The following is a 16,309-nucleotide window of genomic DNA, read 5'->3' as shown; positions in this document are numbered from 1 at the left end:
TAGTTGCCCGCCAGGCGCGTCTCCACGCTGACCGCGTACTCCTTCAGCAGCGTCTGCACAATCTGCGGCACCGTCTGGCTCTGGAAGATGCGCAGGTTGCGGTCGCGCTGCATCGGCCACAGGTCCGGCTCAACCGTAAGCTGGTAGACCGCGTAGCGGGTGCCGCTCAGCTCCTGGCTGCGCACCGCCACGCGGGTGATTTTGCCGTTGAGGTAGCGCGGGCTCAGCGCGTTCATCAGGCCGTCGGTCGGCAGCGTAAACGTCACCGGCTTGCCCAGCAGGGCGTGACGGTCGATGCGCGCGTCGGTGGCCAGCAGTTCGGCGGTGAGCACAAAGGGACGGGACAGCGTCTCGGTGCCCGTGAGCGTATGGAACAGCAGGCCGTCAGCCGGCAGCTGTGCAGTAATGCGTGAGAACATAAGTAATCCCTGACTATTAACTGTGTGGATCGAGCAACCAGACGCCTTCTTCGCTGATGTTCAGCGTCTGCTGGCGAGTGCCACTCTGGCCGCTAATGGCAAAGGTATAGTTGCCCGGTGCAAGCTGCAGCGTCGCGAAGCCATTCACCGCCGGAACCAGCGCCTGCGGCTGACCGTTTACCTGAACGCGTTCCCCCTGCTGCAACCGGATATAAACCTGGGCGACAGGCGCGGGTGGCGGTGCGGGTTGTGGATCGGGTTCACGTGCGGCGGTCTGCGCCGGCTCAGAGGTCTGCGCCGGTGCGCTGGCAACGGTGTCCGGCGGAGTCTCAGACTGGGTCGGTGGCGCAGCCACCGGCTGGTTGACCGGTGCGACGGTGACGGCAGGCGCGCTGTTTTGCGCGACCTCAGCCGGCGATGACTCATTACCGCGTGACATCAGCAGACCGGCGCACAGGCCAACCAGCACACCCGCAGCCACCAGGCCTGGCAGAGCAAACCGGTGTCCCAGCAGCGTTTTAAGCGGCGAGGCGGATTTGACCTCCTCCTCTTCTTCTGCGATCGGCACCAGCATCGTACCTGGCCCGCTCATTTTTGCGCTGAGCTGCGGTTCTGACTCGCGTTCCGGCAGCGCCATCAGCACAGCAAAATCATCAATGCTCTGCGGGCGATCTTCCGGCTTCAGCGCCAGTGCGCGATCCACCGCACTGAGCAGCGCTGTGGAGAATCCCGCCAGACGACGCTGCACCAGCGGCTGATAATTATCTTCGATGCTCCGCACCACGCTCACCGGTGGCGGTGCACCGGTAATCAGCGTATGCAGCACTGCGCCCAGCGCGTAAATATCGGTCCACGCGCCCTGCTCGCTCTCGTCGTTATCGCTGTACTGCTCAATCGGCGCATAGCCGGGACGCAGCATGGTCTCGCTCTCATCCGACAGGTTGCCGATGGTTTTACGCGCCGACCCGAAGTCCAGCAGAATCGGCTCGCCGCTGCTCTGAATCTGGATGTTATCCAGCGAGATATCACGGTGCAGGTAACCCGCTTCATGGATGGTTTTGATCGCGCCCAGCAGCGGCGGCAGCATGCGACGAATCCAGGCCTCATTCACCGACTGCGGATTGCGTGCGCTGAAGTTCGAGAGCGTGGTGCCGCTGTAGAACACCGTGCCCATATAAGCGGTGTCGTTCTGCACCCAGAAACGCAGCACGTGCAGCAGGTTCGGATGATTAAAGCGCGCCAGCAGACGCGCCTCCTGAATAAAGCTGTTCAGTCCGGCGTGAAAGGTTTTGCTGAACCGCTCACTGCGCAGCACCAGATTGAGGTCATCGCTGCGCACCGCCAGCGAGGCGGGCATGAACTCTTTGATGGCGATATCACGCTCCAGCTGGTGATCCCAGGCGCGATAGACGATACCAAAGCCGCCACCGCCGATGACCTCTTTGATTTCAAACTCATTAAAGCGGTAACCCAGCGGCAGCGCGTTGGGGACATTCAGGGGTTGATCATGTTCCGACATATTCGAAAACTCTCTGATAACTAAGCTTTAAACAGCGAACTGGCAGACAAATTCGCCCTGCTCACAACGCACTTCGACGCGGCGATAGCGTTCATCGCGGGCGTGCGCACTCAGCAATATCTGGCTCATCTGCGGCAACAGCGTGTTAGTGAGGATGGCATCCACCATGCGACCGCCCGACTCCACCTCGGTACAGCGCTGGACGATCTGGCTCACCACCGACTCGTCAATCTGCGCCTCAATGCTATGGTTGTCCGCCAGACGACGCACAATGCGCGCCAGCTGCAGCCGCACAATCTCCGCCAGCATTTCATCGCTGAGCGGGTAATACGGCACCACCAGCAGACGGCCCAGCAGCGCAGGCGGGAACACCTCCAGCAGCGGCTTACGCAGCGCGGTGCTCAGGGCATCGGGATCGGGCATCAGTTCAGGATCAGCACACATCGCGCTGATCAACTGCGTGCCGACATTCGAGGTCAGAATGATGATGGTGTTACGGAAATCAATGTGGCGACCTTCGCCATCCTCCATCCAGCCCTTATCAAACACCTGGAAGAACAGCTCATGCACATCCGGATGGGCTTTCTCAATCTCATCCAGCAGCACCACGCTGTAGGGACGACGGCGAACGGCTTCGGTCAGCACGCCGCCTTCGCCGTAGCCGACGTAGCCCGGCGGAGCACCTTTCAGCGTCGAAACGGTGTGCGCCTCCTGAAACTCACTCATGTTGATGGTGATAATGTTCTGCTCGCCGCCATACAGCGACTCGGCCAGCGCCAGCGCGGTCTCGGTTTTACCGACACCGGACGGGCCGCACAGCATAAAGACGCCTGCGGGCTTGTTGGGGTTATCCAGGCGAGCGCGCGTAGTGCGAACCCGTTTGGCGATCAGATCCAGACCGTGACGCTGGCCGATGACGCGCTGGTTCAGGGTGTCAGCCAGATTCAGGACGGCGTCGATCTCATTCTTCACCATCCGGCCCAGTGGAATACCGGTCCAGTCCGAGACCACGGCAGCCACCACGCCTGCATCCACGGCGGCAAACAGCAGCGGCGAGTCGCCCTGCAGCGCCGTGAGTTGCTGCTGCGTTGCATCGCGCTGTTCACGCAGCGCCGGATCCTCTTCGGTTACACAGCGGGCGCGCAGCGCAATCAGCGTCTCAACCAGTTCACGCTCCTGCAGCCAGCGCTGTTGCAGTGCATCACGTTCAGTTTCCAGGGCCGTGCGCTCTGCGGCAATCGCCTGCTGGCGGGTCACATCGCCAAGGCCGACGCGGATTTCACGTTCAATGATCTCCGCTTCAATCTCCAGCGCGGCCAGACGATGCAGACAATCTTCCAGCGCCGCAGGCTGTGCGCCCTGACTGACCGCCACGCGCGCGCAGGCAGTATCCAGTAGCGCCACCGCTTTATCGGGCAGCTGACGCGCCGGAATGTAGCGATGGGATAGTTTCACTGCCGCAGTGACTGCATCATCCAGCAACAGCACGCGATGGTGTTTCTCCAGCGCGCTGACGGTGCTGCGCAGCATCAGAATCGCTTTGGCTTCATCCGGCTCCTGCACCTGCACGGTCTGGAAGCGGCGGGTCAGCGCCGGATCTTTCTCAATGTACTTTTTGTATTCGGCCCAGGTGGTCGCGCCGATGGTGCGAAGCTGGCCGCGCGCCAGCGCCGGTTTCAGCAGGTTGGCGGCATCGCCGGTGCCCTGCTGACCACCCGCGCCAACCAGAGTGTGGATCTCATCGACAAACAGCACGATCGGCGTCGGGCTGGACTGCACCTCATTGATCAGCGCCTGCAGTCGCGCTTCGAACTCCCCTTTCATCCCGGCACCCGCCTGCAGCAGGCCAATATCCAGCAGCCAGAGCTGCACATCGCGCAGCGGCGCAGGCACATCTCCCGCAGCAATACGCAGCGCGAGGCCTTCGACCACCGCGGTTTTGCCGACGCCCGCTTCACCGGTCAGCAACGGGTTGTTCTGACGACGACGCATCAGGATATCGACCATCTGGCGGATCTCATCGTCACGCCCGGTTACCGGATCGATGCGGCCTTCACGGGCGCGCGCGGTCAGATCCTGTCCATACTGCTCCAGCGAACTGCCACTGGCCGCAGGCGCTGTACCAGCAGCATCTGCCGGCGCGCTCATCGCCTGCTGCGCTTCTTTGCTGTTGCTGAGCAGCGTGTCGAAATCCGCCAGCAGCGCATCGGCATTAACCCGGCTGAACTGGCCGGAGATGCCTTTCAGTACGCTGGCCAGGTTGAAGGTTTTCAGCATACCAATCAGCAGATGACCGCCGCGAATGCGGGTCGCGCCATATTTCAGCGAGGCATAAACCCACGCCCGCTCAACGGCGCTGTCGATATGCTCAGAGAGGTCGGAGACCGCACTGGCACCGCGAGGCAGGCGATCCAGCGCGGCAACGATGTCCTGAGTCAGGGCCTTTTCATCCAGTGAAAAATGTGTGATGACCTGCTGTAAGTCGCCATCCTGCTGCTGCATCAGTTGATGCAGCCAGTGCACCAGTTCGACATAGGGATTGCCGCGCAGTTTGCAAAAGGCGGTGGCGCTTTCCAGCGAGGTAAATAACAGCGTATCCAGTTTGCCGAATAGCACGGCACGGCTGATTTCTGACATAGGGGGCTCTCTTCAATGAAAGACGCAGGCTGTGTAACAGGGAAAGCGGCTGGGCTAGCGTGAAGCAGCCTCAACCTCAAACATGAAATCTTCACGATCGTGCGGCTGCGGCATCTGCCCCAGCCAGCTGGTGTAGCCGAGTCGGGCAGTGCCGCCCAGCGCCACACCCTGCACCTCGTCAGCGGCCAGGATCAGACTGAGATCCCATTGCATTTCGATGCCAAGGTAGTGACGCACCCAGTCGCGCACTTCCTGCGCGCCGGGCGCATCCGGCAGAAAATGGGCATACTGCGCGGCGTTGAGCGGGCCCAGGTGCAGGCGAAAACGGTGCTGCACATCACGTACCGCCACACCGAGAAACGCGGAGGCGCCCAGCCGGGGCATGTGACGTCCCGCGCCCAGTCGGGCCTGATCGCGGCTGTCCAGCGTCAGCCAGTGCGGCAGGTTCTGCGTGAGCCGGACCGGTACGCCAAAGTAGTGGCGCAGAATGCGCACCAGCCCTTCCGCATCATGACCGTGACGGCTGAGATGGCCCACCAGCATCAGTCGGGCATGGAGACTCAGCGAGCTGGCCTGCTGCTGGGCCGGCAAGCCGATGCCCGCCAGACAGGCGAGATAGTTCAAAAAGCGACTGTCGTCGGGACGATCCAGCGACACGGTCGGCTGCGCATCCGCCCAGGCACGATAGAACAGCAGCGTGGCGCGGTGGTGAAACAGGTCAGCAAACGCCGACAGGCTGTGATCCTGATGATGCACGATGCGTTCATGCACATATTCGGTCAGATGGGTTGGCAGCGGGCCGTTGGGGCCAAACAGGCCAAAGCTGTAGATCGACAGCTCATGACGCTCCGAACCCTCACGCGGGGTGGCACTGGCGACGGTGGCCGGTGCAAACGCCAGTGACGGCGTCTGACCGATGCGTACCGATTCGAACTTCGGCAGCGGCGCACGGCCCAGCGGATAGCGCTGACCGCCCTGCGCGTCCAGCCGTCGCAGCAGCTGAAACAGATCGTAGCGCCACGGCGCGGCCATGACTTTCTGCCAGAAATCATCCGGCAGTCGGGTCAGACGCGGCAGCGTAATGACTTTTTCGCCACTCATATCAGCGCTTTCCTGCCCATGCGCGGTGGCCAGTAGCCCACTTCCCCGCGCTGCTGGCTGTTCAGGGTAAATTCTGTGAAGCTGTTAAGTGCCACCAGCCGGCCACAAACCCGCTCAAGTACGCTGCCAAACAGCCATGGGCTGGCACCCGAAAACGCCTGCTCATCCACTTCCAGCGTGATGCTGACACCGCGCGCAAACACCACCGGCCCTGGCTCAGGCACACGGCGGTTTACCGCGCTGAGCGTACAGTGACGAATGCCGTCAATCTGGCGGGCAACCGGCGCTTCGGCGAGATTAGCGTAGAGACTCAGCAACTGGCGCAGCGCCGCCGCACCTTCCCCGTCGCTGCTGTCCATCAGGCTGAGGTAGTTCATCTGCAGATGGCTGATCAACCGCCAGGCCGAAAGGCCTTCTGCCAGCGCCGGACGTGGTGGCGTCGGTCCTTTGCACAGCTTCAGCTCCGACACCGGAATGGAATCCGGCATCACGAAATTGCCCTGATCCTGCTGCAGCATCAGCGGCAGATCGCGGCTGGTACACATCACCTCGGCAGAGAGATAGCGCACGTCGTCGCGCCACGGCGCATGATGCTCATCCACCAGCGACAGAAACACTTCTGAACCGATGTAGCCGGTGCGCGTGCCATAACGTTGTGCCTGCTCTGACAGGGTGCGCTGTTCGCGGCGCAGCGAGAAGTAGGCGCCATAGTCACCCTGATCGCCGCTGAAGGTGCTCCAGAACGGGCGGAAGACCTGCTCTTCCCGCTTGCCCTCTACGGTGGCAAACAGCCGCTGCACCGAATGCACCTCATAATCCAGCGGCCGGATGTTATCCACTACCAGATGATATTCATGCTGACTGTCGCTGACCTTCAGACGCTCGGCGGTTTTCGGGAAGAGGTTAATGACCGGCGTGCAGTGCAGCGCCAGATGGCTGTGATCGACCACGCTTTCCAGCGCGCTGTCCGCTTTGTCGAGCAGGATGATGATGTCGAACGCCGTGGCGTTGTCGCAGCGGCGCAAAAACGGGCCGAGCTGACTCAGGCTGATAAACTGAAAGCGTGCCGGAAAAGCGAAATATTCCTGCAACAGACGATAGCCGTCGAAGTTGCGCAGGTCGTCGGGCAGCAGCGCCTGCTCTGGCGCAAAACCCTCCTGCTGCAGGGCGTCATCTGTCAGCACCTGACGCTGTGGCCGTTTCTCTACCGACTGCAGCACGATACCTACCCGATGCTGCATCAGCAGCTCAAGCAGCTTCAGCGCCTGAATATCCGGGCCGCTGAGGAACAGCATCAGGTCCTCGACATTGAGCTGACTCAGCGAGGAGATCCCTTCACAGGTGATACGGATGCGCAGCGCACTTGCCGCGCCCAGGCCCGTGAGTTTCAGCTCGCCAGAAGGCAGATCGCCTGGCACGCCGCCGAGGCTGGCTTCAGTGATGCGCAGCGGATGCAGCACCACATCGTGTGCGGTGGAGTAGCTGCAGGTCACCCCGGTTTTTTTGAGGTTCTGGCTCTCCATCATGGTGCCGCGCGGCACCCGGAAACCCTGAGTGATATCACCTTTGCGGCTGTCCGGCGTCAGCTGCGCAATCGCCATGGAGGGCGTTGGCGAGAGGTAAGATGGCGCAATCATCTCCAGCAGACGCTGTGAGAAGCGCGGAAACTCCGCATCCATCTTCAGCTGCACGCGCGACGTCAGGAAGGCAAACCCCTCCATAAGCCGTTCCACATAGGGATCCGCCACGTCAATGCCATGCATGCCAAGACGTCCCGCCACTTTCGGGTAGCGCGTCGCAAACTCTGCCCCCATCTCGCGCAGGTAGGCCAGTTCACGGTTGTAGTAGTCGAGCAGATTGCTGTCCATGGTTATCCTGCATCCTGAAGTTCGAAATGGCCGCTCTCCAGATCAACCTGAGTGCGGAACAGAAACGCCAGTGGATAAGGCACACACCAGAGCCGCCCTTTGATCTCAATCGACAGCACGTTGTGCAGGCTGAGCGAGCCGAGATCGCTGACGCAGCGCACCTGCAGCCCCTGCGGCAGAATACGCGGCTCGAAGTGCAGAATGGCGTTGGTCATTTTGCGCTGCATATCCTGCCATTCAATATCGGAGACGTTCTGCCCGGCCAGCGGCGCAACGCCGAAATTCCAGACCGAGCGCTGCACCTGATCGAAACCACTGAGATCCTGCTGCGCTTCGTTATTAATAGTGTTGAACAGCCACTGCAGATCGCGCAGGACGTGGCGACGCAGCGTGCTGTGGCTGATCAGCATGCTGTTCTCCGCCTCCTGCTGCTTGTCCGGCGCGTTGTCGGTCAGGCGATCCAGCAATGAGGATTGCAGCTTGTCGCGGGCGGTCAACGCATCGCGCTTTTTGCGCGCGCGAAAGCCGCCGTGCAGCTGGGCATAGCCATCATTGTGCGCGCCTGAATCATGACTCATCGGCAGACTCTGTATTGTCGAACGTGACCTGCTGCAGGCTCAGCAGCGAGAATTCCGCGCTGTCGCTGAGCCACATTTTTTGTCCCTGGCCAATGAACTGATCCGTGTCATCGCCAAGTGTCTGCCATTCGGTGACGCTGGCACGCAGAAAACGCTCGTCTGCACCCGCCAGCAGCGGATAGCGCGCCGGAATCTGACACACCTGCTCGCTGCCATCCACCAGCTGCACGCGTGTGTGACGCCACACCAGATCGGTGACGCTGGCAGGCGCCTGGAACTGCATCTCACGAATGGCGGCAAACGGGATCCAGTAGTAACGCCCCTGATTGATCACTTCACACACTGGCCCGAAACGGCTATCGCCATCCATCAGCCAGCTGAATGCGGTTGGCTGATCCTGTTGGGTGGCGGTGCCGGGATTGGCGTCGGCGAGGTCGAGTGCCTCAGCCCGCAGTGCAGTGCCGCGCGCGACATCACCCGCGGTGTCGGCCTGTAAGGCGGCCAGCAGTGTGTCGCACCAGTGCCAGGCGCTGCCCGGCAGTACCGGATCGGCCTCACCGAGCAGTACCGCGTCACGCTGCAGTTCACCGGCGATTGCCTGCTGCAACAGATTGACGGTTGGTTGCGCCTGCGGACTTAATGCCAGCCAGGATTGCAGCTGCGTCTGCGCGCGCGACCAGTTACCTGACAGGCAAAGCAATTGCACAAAGGCAGCCCGCAGATCGGCATTTGCCGGATTCGCCTGAATCTGGCGGGTGACGTCGGCCAGTGTTTCGCCGAGCGTGGCGTTAGCCAGAAGGTGTTGTAAGGATTCCATGCAAACTCCTTTTGCGTCAGTTAAGGGTGCGATAGACCGCAGCGGCGGGATCTTTCAGTTCAGGATGGAGTTTTTCCACCAGCTGCACGCTGAGCGTGCCATCCCCACTGACCCACGGTGACCAGACTTTGCGAACTTCCTGCAGACGCGCCTGAACCGCACTCTCATCAGCCGCTTCGCTGGCGGGCATCTGCACCACCACCTGACGCACCGCCTGCCAGCCGTTAAAGCGGTTGCTGAACGGCAGAACCAGCCAGCTGTCAGGGGATTTTTCGTTGCTCAGCACCATACGCTCGCTATTGACCGTGGTGATGTGGAGTTCGGCCGTGGATGACTGATTGCTCAGGCCCGTCACCGGGAAACCCTGCAGGAAGGTCACGCCGATTGCCGCAGATGCACCGTTACCCTGCTGAGTCAGGCGGCTTTGCCCGCTGAGCCAGCCGTCAGAACCGCAGACCAGCCCCTGTTTTGCGGGAACAAACAGCGCGCTACCCTGCGCCGGATGCTGCCACCAGGTGCGGAAATGGCAGCCATCCAGCAGACTGAATTGCAGCCACGGCGAGGTATCCGCCTGGGCGGCATTGCGCAGAGCGTCAACAGGCACGGCCGCCGTGGTTGGCTGTTGCTGTTGCTGTTGCTGCTGCGGTGCCGCTGGCGTCACCACGGTTTTCCACTGCTGCGCACGAGCGGCACTGCCGGTGGCGATTTCACTGCCCTCTGGATCGGTCAGCTGCCAGTGCAGTTGCTGCAGCGGTTTACACTGCGTGGCCATCAATCCGGCTACCCGTGGCAAGAACTCTTTTAAAACAGTCGGGTTTTTCTCACCCATCGTCACGATGCGCAGGTTAATGGTGCTGTTACACCAACTCGACAGCTGATTGTTTTTGACGTCATCAATCCAGACATCCAGTTTCTGTGCCGGGGACTGTACGATGCGATAGTTTTCAGCATAAGCCTGCGTGCTGAGCACCAGCGCAGCCAGACCCAGTAATCCATATTTCATGTTGGCGTTCTCAATCTCGCAGAGGGAAGAACTGCGCCGCTTCAGAGAGCGAGTGCAGCAAGGTGGTGTCCTGGGGCGATCCAATCCAGACGGCCAGCGCGCTGAAATTATCCTGCTGCCCCTGATCCGACTGATCGTTTTTGATGATTTGCTGCATCAGCGTCAGCCACTCTTCCGGTGTGTTCACCATGTGCAGTGACTGCTGCATCTGCTCCAGCGAAACGCCATGCCAGAAACCATCGGTGCAGAGTAAAAAGGCATCGCCATCTTCGATTTCGACCACGTCGCTGTAGCTGGCGTCACGCTGCTCATCACCCATCCCCAGCGCAAAATAGAGCAGGTTGCTGTTGATGCCTTCGGTGCGATGTCCGGCATCTTTCATCTGCTGCACCAGGCTGTGGTCGGTGGTGACAAGATAGAGATAGCCGCGACGAAACAGATAGAGGCGGCTATCGCCTGCATGGGCCCAGCAGGCAAGATGGTAGTCGCGGTCAATGAACAGGCTGACCAGCGTGGTCCCCATCCGGCTGTGTTCGCTGCTGGCTTTCTGCTGCTGCCGGATGGCGTGGTTCGCGTGATTAACGTAGTTGCGAATCGACTGCGCATTGAGGTGCGCATCGCCATCAAAGGCCTGCAGCAGGCTGCTGCGAGCGATGGCGGCCGCCCTGTCACCGCCGGGAAACCCGGCCACACCGTCGCAGACGACAAAGCAGGCTGAACGCGTACCGATGACATCACCGATCTGATCCTGATTACTGGCGCGATCGCCCTGATTGGACGTCGAGGCAATAGTGATATTCATGCGTCATCCGTGTGGGTTTGTGAGTCTTTGTACTGATTGACTTCCAGGTCATAGGCGTGCAGAAACGCTTCGCCAAACAGGGTATGAAAGTCGTCTTCGATCTCGCCCGCTGTCTCGCCGTAGCGCTCAACAAAATGCTCCCACAGTGCTGCTTTGCGGCTGCCAGGCAGACCGATACGCGACACCGAACCTGCCTGACGCGCCTCTTCCTCCAGCTGCTCCGGGTTAAAAGATTGCAGCATTGAGGCGATGATGGCGCGGATACCGGCGATCATGCCCAGCTGGTGCGCCTGCAGATCGATCAGCGCATCACGCACCGCCTGACGCGGCGGCATAAAGCCCGGCATCCGGCTGCCGAACATCTGCATTAATACGGTTTTACCCGACGGCAGCAGCTTGAAGGGGTTGTTGGCATCATCAAGGATCACCGTCATGTCGGCTTTGACGCCGCGCTTGAGGATCGAACGCGACGACAGCAGTGCCACCGTGCCCTGTGAGAACATGCTGAGCATCTGACCAAACTGCAGCATCTGTTCGCGATCAAACTGTGGCGTCGGCTGCAGGTCACGCAGGCCCATGCCTTCCAGCAGCGCATCCAGCAGTTCGCCCTTGAGGGCGTCGCCGCTGCTCTGGCTCGGTGTTGAGGGAGGAACTGCAGCGGCATGATGATGACCGGAAGCAACCGGATCGATGCGCAGTCGCCCTTTTGGCGTTGGCGATGGCGTGCGCTGTACTGCCTGCGGCGTGGGCAGCGTGATCCCGCCGTAGTCGTTCTGCGGATTCACCGCGTCTGGCTGGCTGGACTCCGCGTCATCCGCCTGGCGTGGGGCTTCGCTGTGCACCTGGCTCTGAGGCTGGTCATCAACCGGTAAGTCGATACCGCTGAAAAGCGGTGAGTTTTCCATTTCGTTCAGGCTGACGGAGACCTGCTCAGGTGCGCGTGCAGTAACCGGCTCAGGTTTTGCCTCTTGCTGAGGCGATACCGGCGACGTGGACGGTTTCGCTGTCGGCAGCTCAGGCTGTGCCAGCGGCACCGCATTGCCCATCATCAGTCCTAATGGATCGTCATGGTTGCGCACATCAGTCTGGCTCTCGCCGTCAAACAGACTAAGCGGATCCAGTTCAGCGGCGGGCGCTTCAGCCTGCTTTGGCGCGTTATGCTGCTGAGCCGACAGCGTGCTCGGCGTCCGATCGTCAAAAATGCTCTGCTGTGCGAAGAGCGCATCGCCGTCATCAAACAGGCTGCTGCTTTTAGGCTGCTGACCATAATCCAGCGGCGCATCATTGATCAGTTGCGCCAGCGGATCTTCCGGATTCCGGTCAGCCGCAGCAGGCGTGGTCAGCGGATGGGCATCCGGTATCTCGGGCACCGCTTTGCGTTTAGAGAGATCGTCTGAAATCGAAAACTCTTTCGCCAGGCTGTCCCAGATTTCGCTGGGAATGGCAGCGGTGGTGCTGGCTTTTTCAGCTGCCGGTTCGCGAACAGGTGCAGCGGGCTGCACGGGTTCAGGACGAGGAACGGCCCTTTCCATCTGCGGCTGATGATCACTGTTGAGGTCGCTGACCAGCAGCTGATAATCATCAATGCCGAGAATGTCTCCATCCTGCAGTTCAACCTGCCGACCGCGCTCCAGCGGAATATCGTTGAGCAGCACACGTGTCACATTGCCACGGTTGGTCAGGCGACATTCGCCGTTCGCGGTGATGTGCACAATCGCCTGCAGGCGGGAGAGCGTCCGGTCATCATCTGGCAGCACCAGATTGTTATCCACGCCGCGACCAATGGTGCCGCCGGGCGGGAAGAAATCACAATGAGTCTGAGGCGGCTGTTGGCCCGGTTTAGTCGTTATTATCGTAAAGCGCATAACGGATTCCTGCGGTTAGCGGTTCGGCATCTATACCGCGCACCTCTCAGGGAAAGGCGCGGGGTATAGGGAGCGGGAGATTTTAGAATTGGTTTTCTTAAATAGCTGGCGGTTAATTAAGACTTATAAACAGAAAAGCCATCATATTTAGTTAAGCCGATAACATTGCGTTAAAGGTTTATTTTTAACTAACGAACAGGGTGATAATTAAAATAAATTCAAAGATAATCTTATTATGAGCACCAGAGACTCTCTTGCTTAAATAGCATTTATTCAGAATCATTTACAGGCATTGAAAAAAACGGGATTAAAGCGTAACGCCATGCGCGATAGTTAAAGAGAATGTCGTGCCCGACTTGTAAAGCCTGAGCAAGGAAAATCATCAGTAAGGCAGTTGTTTCAGAAGAGCAAAACGCTCTTTATCGATGCGGATAACACAGAGATTAGTCGCCACCGCACTCGCATTGCTGCCTTCTTCAGCCGCAAAGGCCTCCAGCCTGCACTGTCCATCACGATACTTCAGCCAGTTGCGCTGGGTATCTACCAGCGTTGCGACATAGTCATCAGCCAGTTTTTTCTGTGTGCCGTACATCTGTACAATCCGCTTTTTAGCCGTCTGGTACGCTTTGTTCAGGTCATCTTCCGCCAGCGTCTTCTGCTGAACAGTACACTGAAACAGCGTGCCGTCTGAAGGCTGTTTTGCACAGGTCTCATCAGCGATCGCTGAAGCACTTACGGAAAGGGACACACCGATCAAAATCAGTTTACTTATTCTTTTCATAATTATCTCAGCACTCTTAACGATCAATGATAGGGAATCAACTTAAGCTTTATGACTCTTTGCTCGTTAAGCTCAGAAGTGCACATATTAAAATTAGCGTTACTTAAATCACTTCCTTTATCTGCAACATAAGAAGCCAGTTTACAGTCATTATCCCGGTACTGTAGCCACGCTCGTTGAGCGTCAGTTAATGTACTCATATATTGACTAAGCGCTTTATTATCACCTTCAAAAAGAGTTTCAACTCTGGCTTTAGCCAGTTTATATTCTTTATTTAAATCAATCTCAGTCTGGCTTCTGTTTTTCCGGGCGCAATTGTAAACTTCCTGGTCGTTATTCCCTTTTGAACAATCACTCATTGCGTGGACGGGCGAAACATACATAACCGTGATAGACAGCAATATAGAAAAACATGTTCTCATTAAAATCTTTACCTGTAATAACTTACCCATGCCTGAGCAAATGGGCAGGCTCATTATGCAGCACTTTATAAGCGGTTTATTTCATCACGCCAACATCCTGAGCAATAACATTCCCCTTGAATGTCACGATATAATCCCAGAGGTTATCGCCCTTCTGACTGGGATAAAAAGAATAGTCGTACTTTCCATTCGTAAAGCGATATCCCCTGAAGTCGCAGACATCAGGGCAATTTGAATTGATGGTCTCACCTTTAAGGACAATTGAAGAATTATCTTTTACTTTTGTTGACTTGAGCGAAACGTTATCACAGGTGAGATTACCTTCCTCACAACTATAGATGATATCCGCCTTGAATATTTTTCCTTCAAAGTGTGAAACTGATTTTGCTAAAGACAATGAAGGCAAACCAATAAGCACCATAATAATAATAATATGGATTATTTTCTTTATCATATGTTGATTCCATTTACGAGTCACTATCATGCTCAACTTCAGCTGTAATACGTGATTACATTTAACTAAAAACATCTTCTATGAAAATTCATTTATGATATTTAGCGTTACTGTATCCCTGGAGCTTTCCACAAAAAAGAAATTAATTTTTATATTTATTATAGAGAGATTCAGCATCCTGGCTTTGCGCAAGTAGCGTGCATTTCATCATATTGAAATTTCCTGAAACCGAGCCTGTAAGGTTCATCTTCAGATAGTCATTGATTAACTTATCGCCCTCGCTGAATGCTTCAACGGGAAGATGGCTTATCTCTAACCAGGCTGACGCGCTTTTAAAGGCATCATCAGTAAAAGCCTTGTCAGTGGTAGCTTTACCTGCGCAACGGTTGAGAAGCCAGTTGCTGAAAATCTGCGGTTGTTTAAAAGAGTCAGGAGCAGGAGGCGTTATCGCCAGCGCCGCAGGAGATGACGTCAGAGCCAGTAAAATCAGTAACTTTTTCATTTCAGTATCCACAGGGAGGCAACATCAGGAACAAAACTACCATTTTCTGCACCACCCAGGAAGTGACAGGTATCAGAGCAGATATTGCCGTTCCAGAGTGTTACGTGTCCACGGGCGTTACTCCAGCCACTGCCCTGAAAAACAATAATCCCCTGCTTACCGTTAAATGAACCAGGTTTTGGTGAGGTTACGGTCAGGTCTGGCTGACCAAACGCGCCGACTAAAAAGTCCATCATATCGTTGACGCGAAACATATAACGTTTTTTATCTTTTCCCGTTACGGTCGCATAACGGCTGTTGGCGGGAACAGGAACGCCAGTGTAATTAAGGACATAGCTCATTCTGATTGGGCAAGCATTTTCGAAAATGCCAGAGGCAATATTTGCTTCTACTTTCCCACCCAATATTTCACCTACCTTTTCTACCGAAACGTTAACTTCTGAGAAACGGTTCCATGCGGCCGAAAACTGAGGTTTTAAATGTGCCATCGCAAAACTCCTTTGTAGCCTCCCCGTAAAGGGAGGCTAAGCAAAATTACGCTTCTTTGTTGCCTTTGATGTCCCAGCCTGCGCTGCTCTCTGCGCCTTTGCCGCCGGAAGCGCTCTGCTCCCAGTACTGCTGCTTCACTTTGGATGCCTGGAAGGAGTAAGTCATTCCGAGGGTATCGCCGTTGTCGGAGCCATTGTAATTCACAGCGGTCACCAGAACGTCTTCCAGGGTGATGCGTGCATACTCAACCTGAGAGCCGCCCGCTTTACAGATAGAGAGTTCAACTTTAGCGAGATGCTTACCGCTTGCGCAGTTCTTCAACAGCGCCGTAGTTGACTTGTCGATTAATGCATTCACGTGTAGGTCGTTAAAGTTAACCTTACCGGCACCGCCGCCGCCGCCAACAGACATGTTGCCTGGCTGAGAGGCACCCCATGAGAAAGAGGTAATATCGGTCCAGCCAGTGTGGTTTGAGTCTTTCGACTCGCCAGTAACACCGTCAACCTTCATAAACATATCAATAGCCATTATCTTTCACTCTTTATTGGTTGAGATTATTGCTTTCAAAAAAGCAAGGATATGGCAAAAAGAAAAGCATGGGGCTGAATAAAACAGTCCATATTTTACCTTTGCCTTGCTTCTGAAATATCGTCATAAACGATATTTCAGATACCGAATTACCAGACATTAAGCCGGGCAATATATATTCATCTTTTCATAATGCGGAATCGAGGTTTTCACCTTGTATTCAGAAAGCAGAGAAGCACTTAATAAATTCTTCTTAGCTTATCTCCTGCCCAGTAAAAACCTAACGAAATAGTGACTGAAAGAGCAATCAGAATACCGTTAATTATTTTCATCATTATCGTGACATTCCAGTCACAGAAGAAAATGAAATAACCTGTACAGCTGAATAAAATCAGGCCAGAAATAAATTTCAGCAGGAGATGTAATAAATACAGGACTAGCTTTTTAACCATGCTGTCATCCTCCCTGACACTCATTTCAGCAAACTTTCTGTCAGGCATCAGGCGCAAACCCCTTTCGCGCCT

17 protein-coding genes are annotated in these 16,309 nt (G+C 56.6%); all 17 read right to left on the bottom strand.

Features of this window, described 5'->3' with window-relative positions; all coding sequences use genetic code 11:
- Positions 1-419 (bottom strand): contractile injection system protein, VgrG/Pvc8 family (locus NP77_RS18090; protein WP_039661077.1); only part of this gene is annotated, 419 nt, incomplete at its 3' end.
- Between the two features lie 16 nt (positions 420-435).
- Positions 436-1,938, bottom strand: a complete 1,503-nt coding sequence (locus NP77_RS18085) for a serine/threonine-protein kinase (RefSeq protein WP_039661076.1) — start codon at positions 1,936-1,938, stop codon at positions 436-438.
- A gap of 27 nt (positions 1,939-1,965) precedes the next feature.
- On the bottom strand, positions 1,966-4,575 hold the full coding sequence (gene tssH, locus NP77_RS18080; protein WP_039661075.1) for a type VI secretion system ATPase TssH: 2,610 nt from the start codon (positions 4,573-4,575) through the stop codon (positions 1,966-1,968).
- 54 nt (positions 4,576-4,629) lie between these two features.
- Positions 4,630-5,676 carry a type VI secretion system baseplate subunit TssG gene (gene tssG, locus NP77_RS18075; RefSeq protein WP_003853282.1) on the bottom strand — a complete coding sequence of 349 codons (1,047 nt, stop codon included), beginning with the start codon at positions 5,674-5,676 and terminating at the stop codon, positions 4,630-4,632.
- Positions 5,673-7,544, bottom strand: coding sequence for a type VI secretion system baseplate subunit TssF (tssF, locus tag NP77_RS18070; RefSeq protein ID WP_003853283.1), 1,872 nt, complete (start codon positions 7,542-7,544; stop codon positions 5,673-5,675). Before tssF ends, tssG begins: the two co-directional genes overlap by 4 nt.
- A 2-nt stretch (positions 7,545-7,546) precedes the next feature.
- On the bottom strand, positions 7,547-8,122 hold the full coding sequence (gene tssE, locus NP77_RS18065) for a type VI secretion system baseplate subunit TssE (protein WP_003853285.1): 576 nt from the start codon (positions 8,120-8,122) through the stop codon (positions 7,547-7,549).
- Positions 8,112-8,939: a type VI secretion system accessory protein TagJ gene (locus NP77_RS18060; RefSeq protein WP_039661073.1), complete on the bottom strand. Its 828-nt coding sequence runs from the start codon at positions 8,937-8,939 to the stop codon at positions 8,112-8,114. Before NP77_RS18060 ends, tssE begins: the two co-directional genes overlap by 11 nt.
- Before the next feature lie 16 nt (positions 8,940-8,955).
- Positions 8,956-9,942: a hypothetical protein gene (locus tag NP77_RS18055; protein WP_039661072.1), complete on the bottom strand. Its 987-nt coding sequence runs from the start codon at positions 9,940-9,942 to the stop codon at positions 8,956-8,958.
- Between the two features lie 10 nt (positions 9,943-9,952).
- Complete coding sequence (locus NP77_RS18050; RefSeq protein ID WP_003853291.1) at positions 9,953-10,744, bottom strand: PP2C family serine/threonine-protein phosphatase; 792 nt, start codon at positions 10,742-10,744, stop codon at positions 9,953-9,955.
- Positions 10,741-12,609, bottom strand: coding sequence for a type VI secretion system-associated FHA domain protein TagH (tagH, locus tag NP77_RS18045; protein WP_039661070.1), 1,869 nt, complete (start codon positions 12,607-12,609; stop codon positions 10,741-10,743). The genes NP77_RS18050 and tagH overlap by 4 nt, the downstream gene beginning before the upstream one ends.
- 382 nt (positions 12,610-12,991) lie before the next feature.
- Positions 12,992-13,390, bottom strand: coding sequence for a lysozyme inhibitor LprI family protein (locus tag NP77_RS18040; RefSeq protein WP_039661069.1), 399 nt, complete (start codon positions 13,388-13,390; stop codon positions 12,992-12,994).
- Positions 13,391-13,413: 23 nt separating this feature from the next.
- Positions 13,414-13,866 carry a lysozyme inhibitor LprI family protein gene (locus tag NP77_RS18035; protein ID WP_225613734.1) on the bottom strand — a complete coding sequence of 151 codons (453 nt, stop codon included), beginning with the start codon at positions 13,864-13,866 and terminating at the stop codon, positions 13,414-13,416.
- A 22-nt stretch (positions 13,867-13,888) separates the two neighbouring features.
- Positions 13,889-14,266: a hypothetical protein gene (locus NP77_RS18030; protein ID WP_039661067.1), complete on the bottom strand. Its 378-nt coding sequence runs from the start codon at positions 14,264-14,266 to the stop codon at positions 13,889-13,891.
- Positions 14,267-14,408: 142 nt separating this feature from the next.
- Positions 14,409-14,768: a T6SS amidase immunity protein Tai4 family protein gene (locus NP77_RS18025; RefSeq protein ID WP_039661066.1), complete on the bottom strand. Its 360-nt coding sequence runs from the start codon at positions 14,766-14,768 to the stop codon at positions 14,409-14,411.
- Positions 14,765-15,256, bottom strand: a complete 492-nt coding sequence (locus NP77_RS18020; RefSeq protein WP_039661064.1) for a type VI secretion system amidase effector protein Tae4 — start codon at positions 15,254-15,256, stop codon at positions 14,765-14,767. Before NP77_RS18020 ends, NP77_RS18025 begins: the two co-directional genes overlap by 4 nt.
- Before the next feature lie 46 nt (positions 15,257-15,302).
- Positions 15,303-15,785 carry a type VI secretion system tube protein Hcp gene (locus NP77_RS18015; protein WP_003853303.1) on the bottom strand — a complete coding sequence of 161 codons (483 nt, stop codon included), beginning with the start codon at positions 15,783-15,785 and terminating at the stop codon, positions 15,303-15,305.
- A gap of 239 nt (positions 15,786-16,024) precedes the next feature.
- Positions 16,025-16,285, bottom strand: a complete 261-nt coding sequence (locus tag NP77_RS18010; RefSeq protein ID WP_231572341.1) for a hypothetical protein — start codon at positions 16,283-16,285, stop codon at positions 16,025-16,027.
- Positions 16,286-16,309 lie beyond the last annotated feature (24 nt).

Source organism: Pantoea sp. MBLJ3, from assembly GCF_000816655.1.
Classification (GTDB): domain Bacteria; phylum Pseudomonadota; class Gammaproteobacteria; order Enterobacterales; family Enterobacteriaceae; genus Pantoea; species Pantoea eucalypti.
The sequence above is the reverse complement of the archived record's forward strand: the minus strand, read 5'-3'. Positions and strand labels throughout refer to the sequence as shown.

What these genes read in the sequence shown, in the direction of transcription:
- tssF (WP_003853283.1), bottom strand. Translation starts at nt 7,544, where the DNA reads ATGGACAGCAATCTGCTCGACTACTACAACCGTGAACTGGCCTACCTG.
- NP77_RS18020 (WP_039661064.1), bottom strand. Translation starts at nt 15,256, where the DNA reads ATGGCACATTTAAAACCTCAGTTTTCGGCCGCATGGAACCGTTTCTCA.
- tssG (WP_003853282.1), bottom strand. Translation starts at nt 5,676, where the DNA reads ATGAGTGGCGAAAAAGTCATTACGCTGCCGCGTCTGACCCGACTGCCG.
- tagH (WP_039661070.1), bottom strand. Translation starts at nt 12,609, where the DNA reads ATGCGCTTTACGATAATAACGACTAAACCGGGCCAACAGCCGCCTCAG.
- NP77_RS18050 (WP_003853291.1), bottom strand. Translation starts at nt 10,744, where the DNA reads ATGAATATCACTATTGCCTCGACGTCCAATCAGGGCGATCGCGCCAGT.
- NP77_RS18030 (WP_039661067.1), bottom strand. Translation starts at nt 14,266, where the DNA reads ATGATAAAGAAAATAATCCATATTATTATTATTATGGTGCTTATTGGT.
- NP77_RS18060 (WP_039661073.1), bottom strand. Translation starts at nt 8,939, where the DNA reads ATGGAATCCTTACAACACCTTCTGGCTAACGCCACGCTCGGCGAAACA.
- NP77_RS18035 (WP_225613734.1), bottom strand. Translation starts at nt 13,866, where the DNA reads ATGAGCCTGCCCATTTGCTCAGGCATGGGTAAGTTATTACAGGTAAAG.
- NP77_RS18010 (WP_231572341.1), bottom strand. Translation starts at nt 16,285, where the DNA reads ATGCCTGACAGAAAGTTTGCTGAAATGAGTGTCAGGGAGGATGACAGC.
- NP77_RS18085 (WP_039661076.1), bottom strand. Translation starts at nt 1,938, where the DNA reads ATGTCGGAACATGATCAACCCCTGAATGTCCCCAACGCGCTGCCGCTG.
- NP77_RS18040 (WP_039661069.1), bottom strand. Translation starts at nt 13,390, where the DNA reads ATGAAAAGAATAAGTAAACTGATTTTGATCGGTGTGTCCCTTTCCGTA.
- tssE (WP_003853285.1), bottom strand. Translation starts at nt 8,122, where the DNA reads ATGAGTCATGATTCAGGCGCGCACAATGATGGCTATGCCCAGCTGCAC.
- NP77_RS18055 (WP_039661072.1), bottom strand. Translation starts at nt 9,942, where the DNA reads ATGAAATATGGATTACTGGGTCTGGCTGCGCTGGTGCTCAGCACGCAG.
- NP77_RS18015 (WP_003853303.1), bottom strand. Translation starts at nt 15,785, where the DNA reads ATGGCTATTGATATGTTTATGAAGGTTGACGGTGTTACTGGCGAGTCG.
- tssH (WP_039661075.1), bottom strand. Translation starts at nt 4,575, where the DNA reads ATGTCAGAAATCAGCCGTGCCGTGCTATTCGGCAAACTGGATACGCTG.
- NP77_RS18025 (WP_039661066.1), bottom strand. Translation starts at nt 14,768, where the DNA reads ATGAAAAAGTTACTGATTTTACTGGCTCTGACGTCATCTCCTGCGGCG.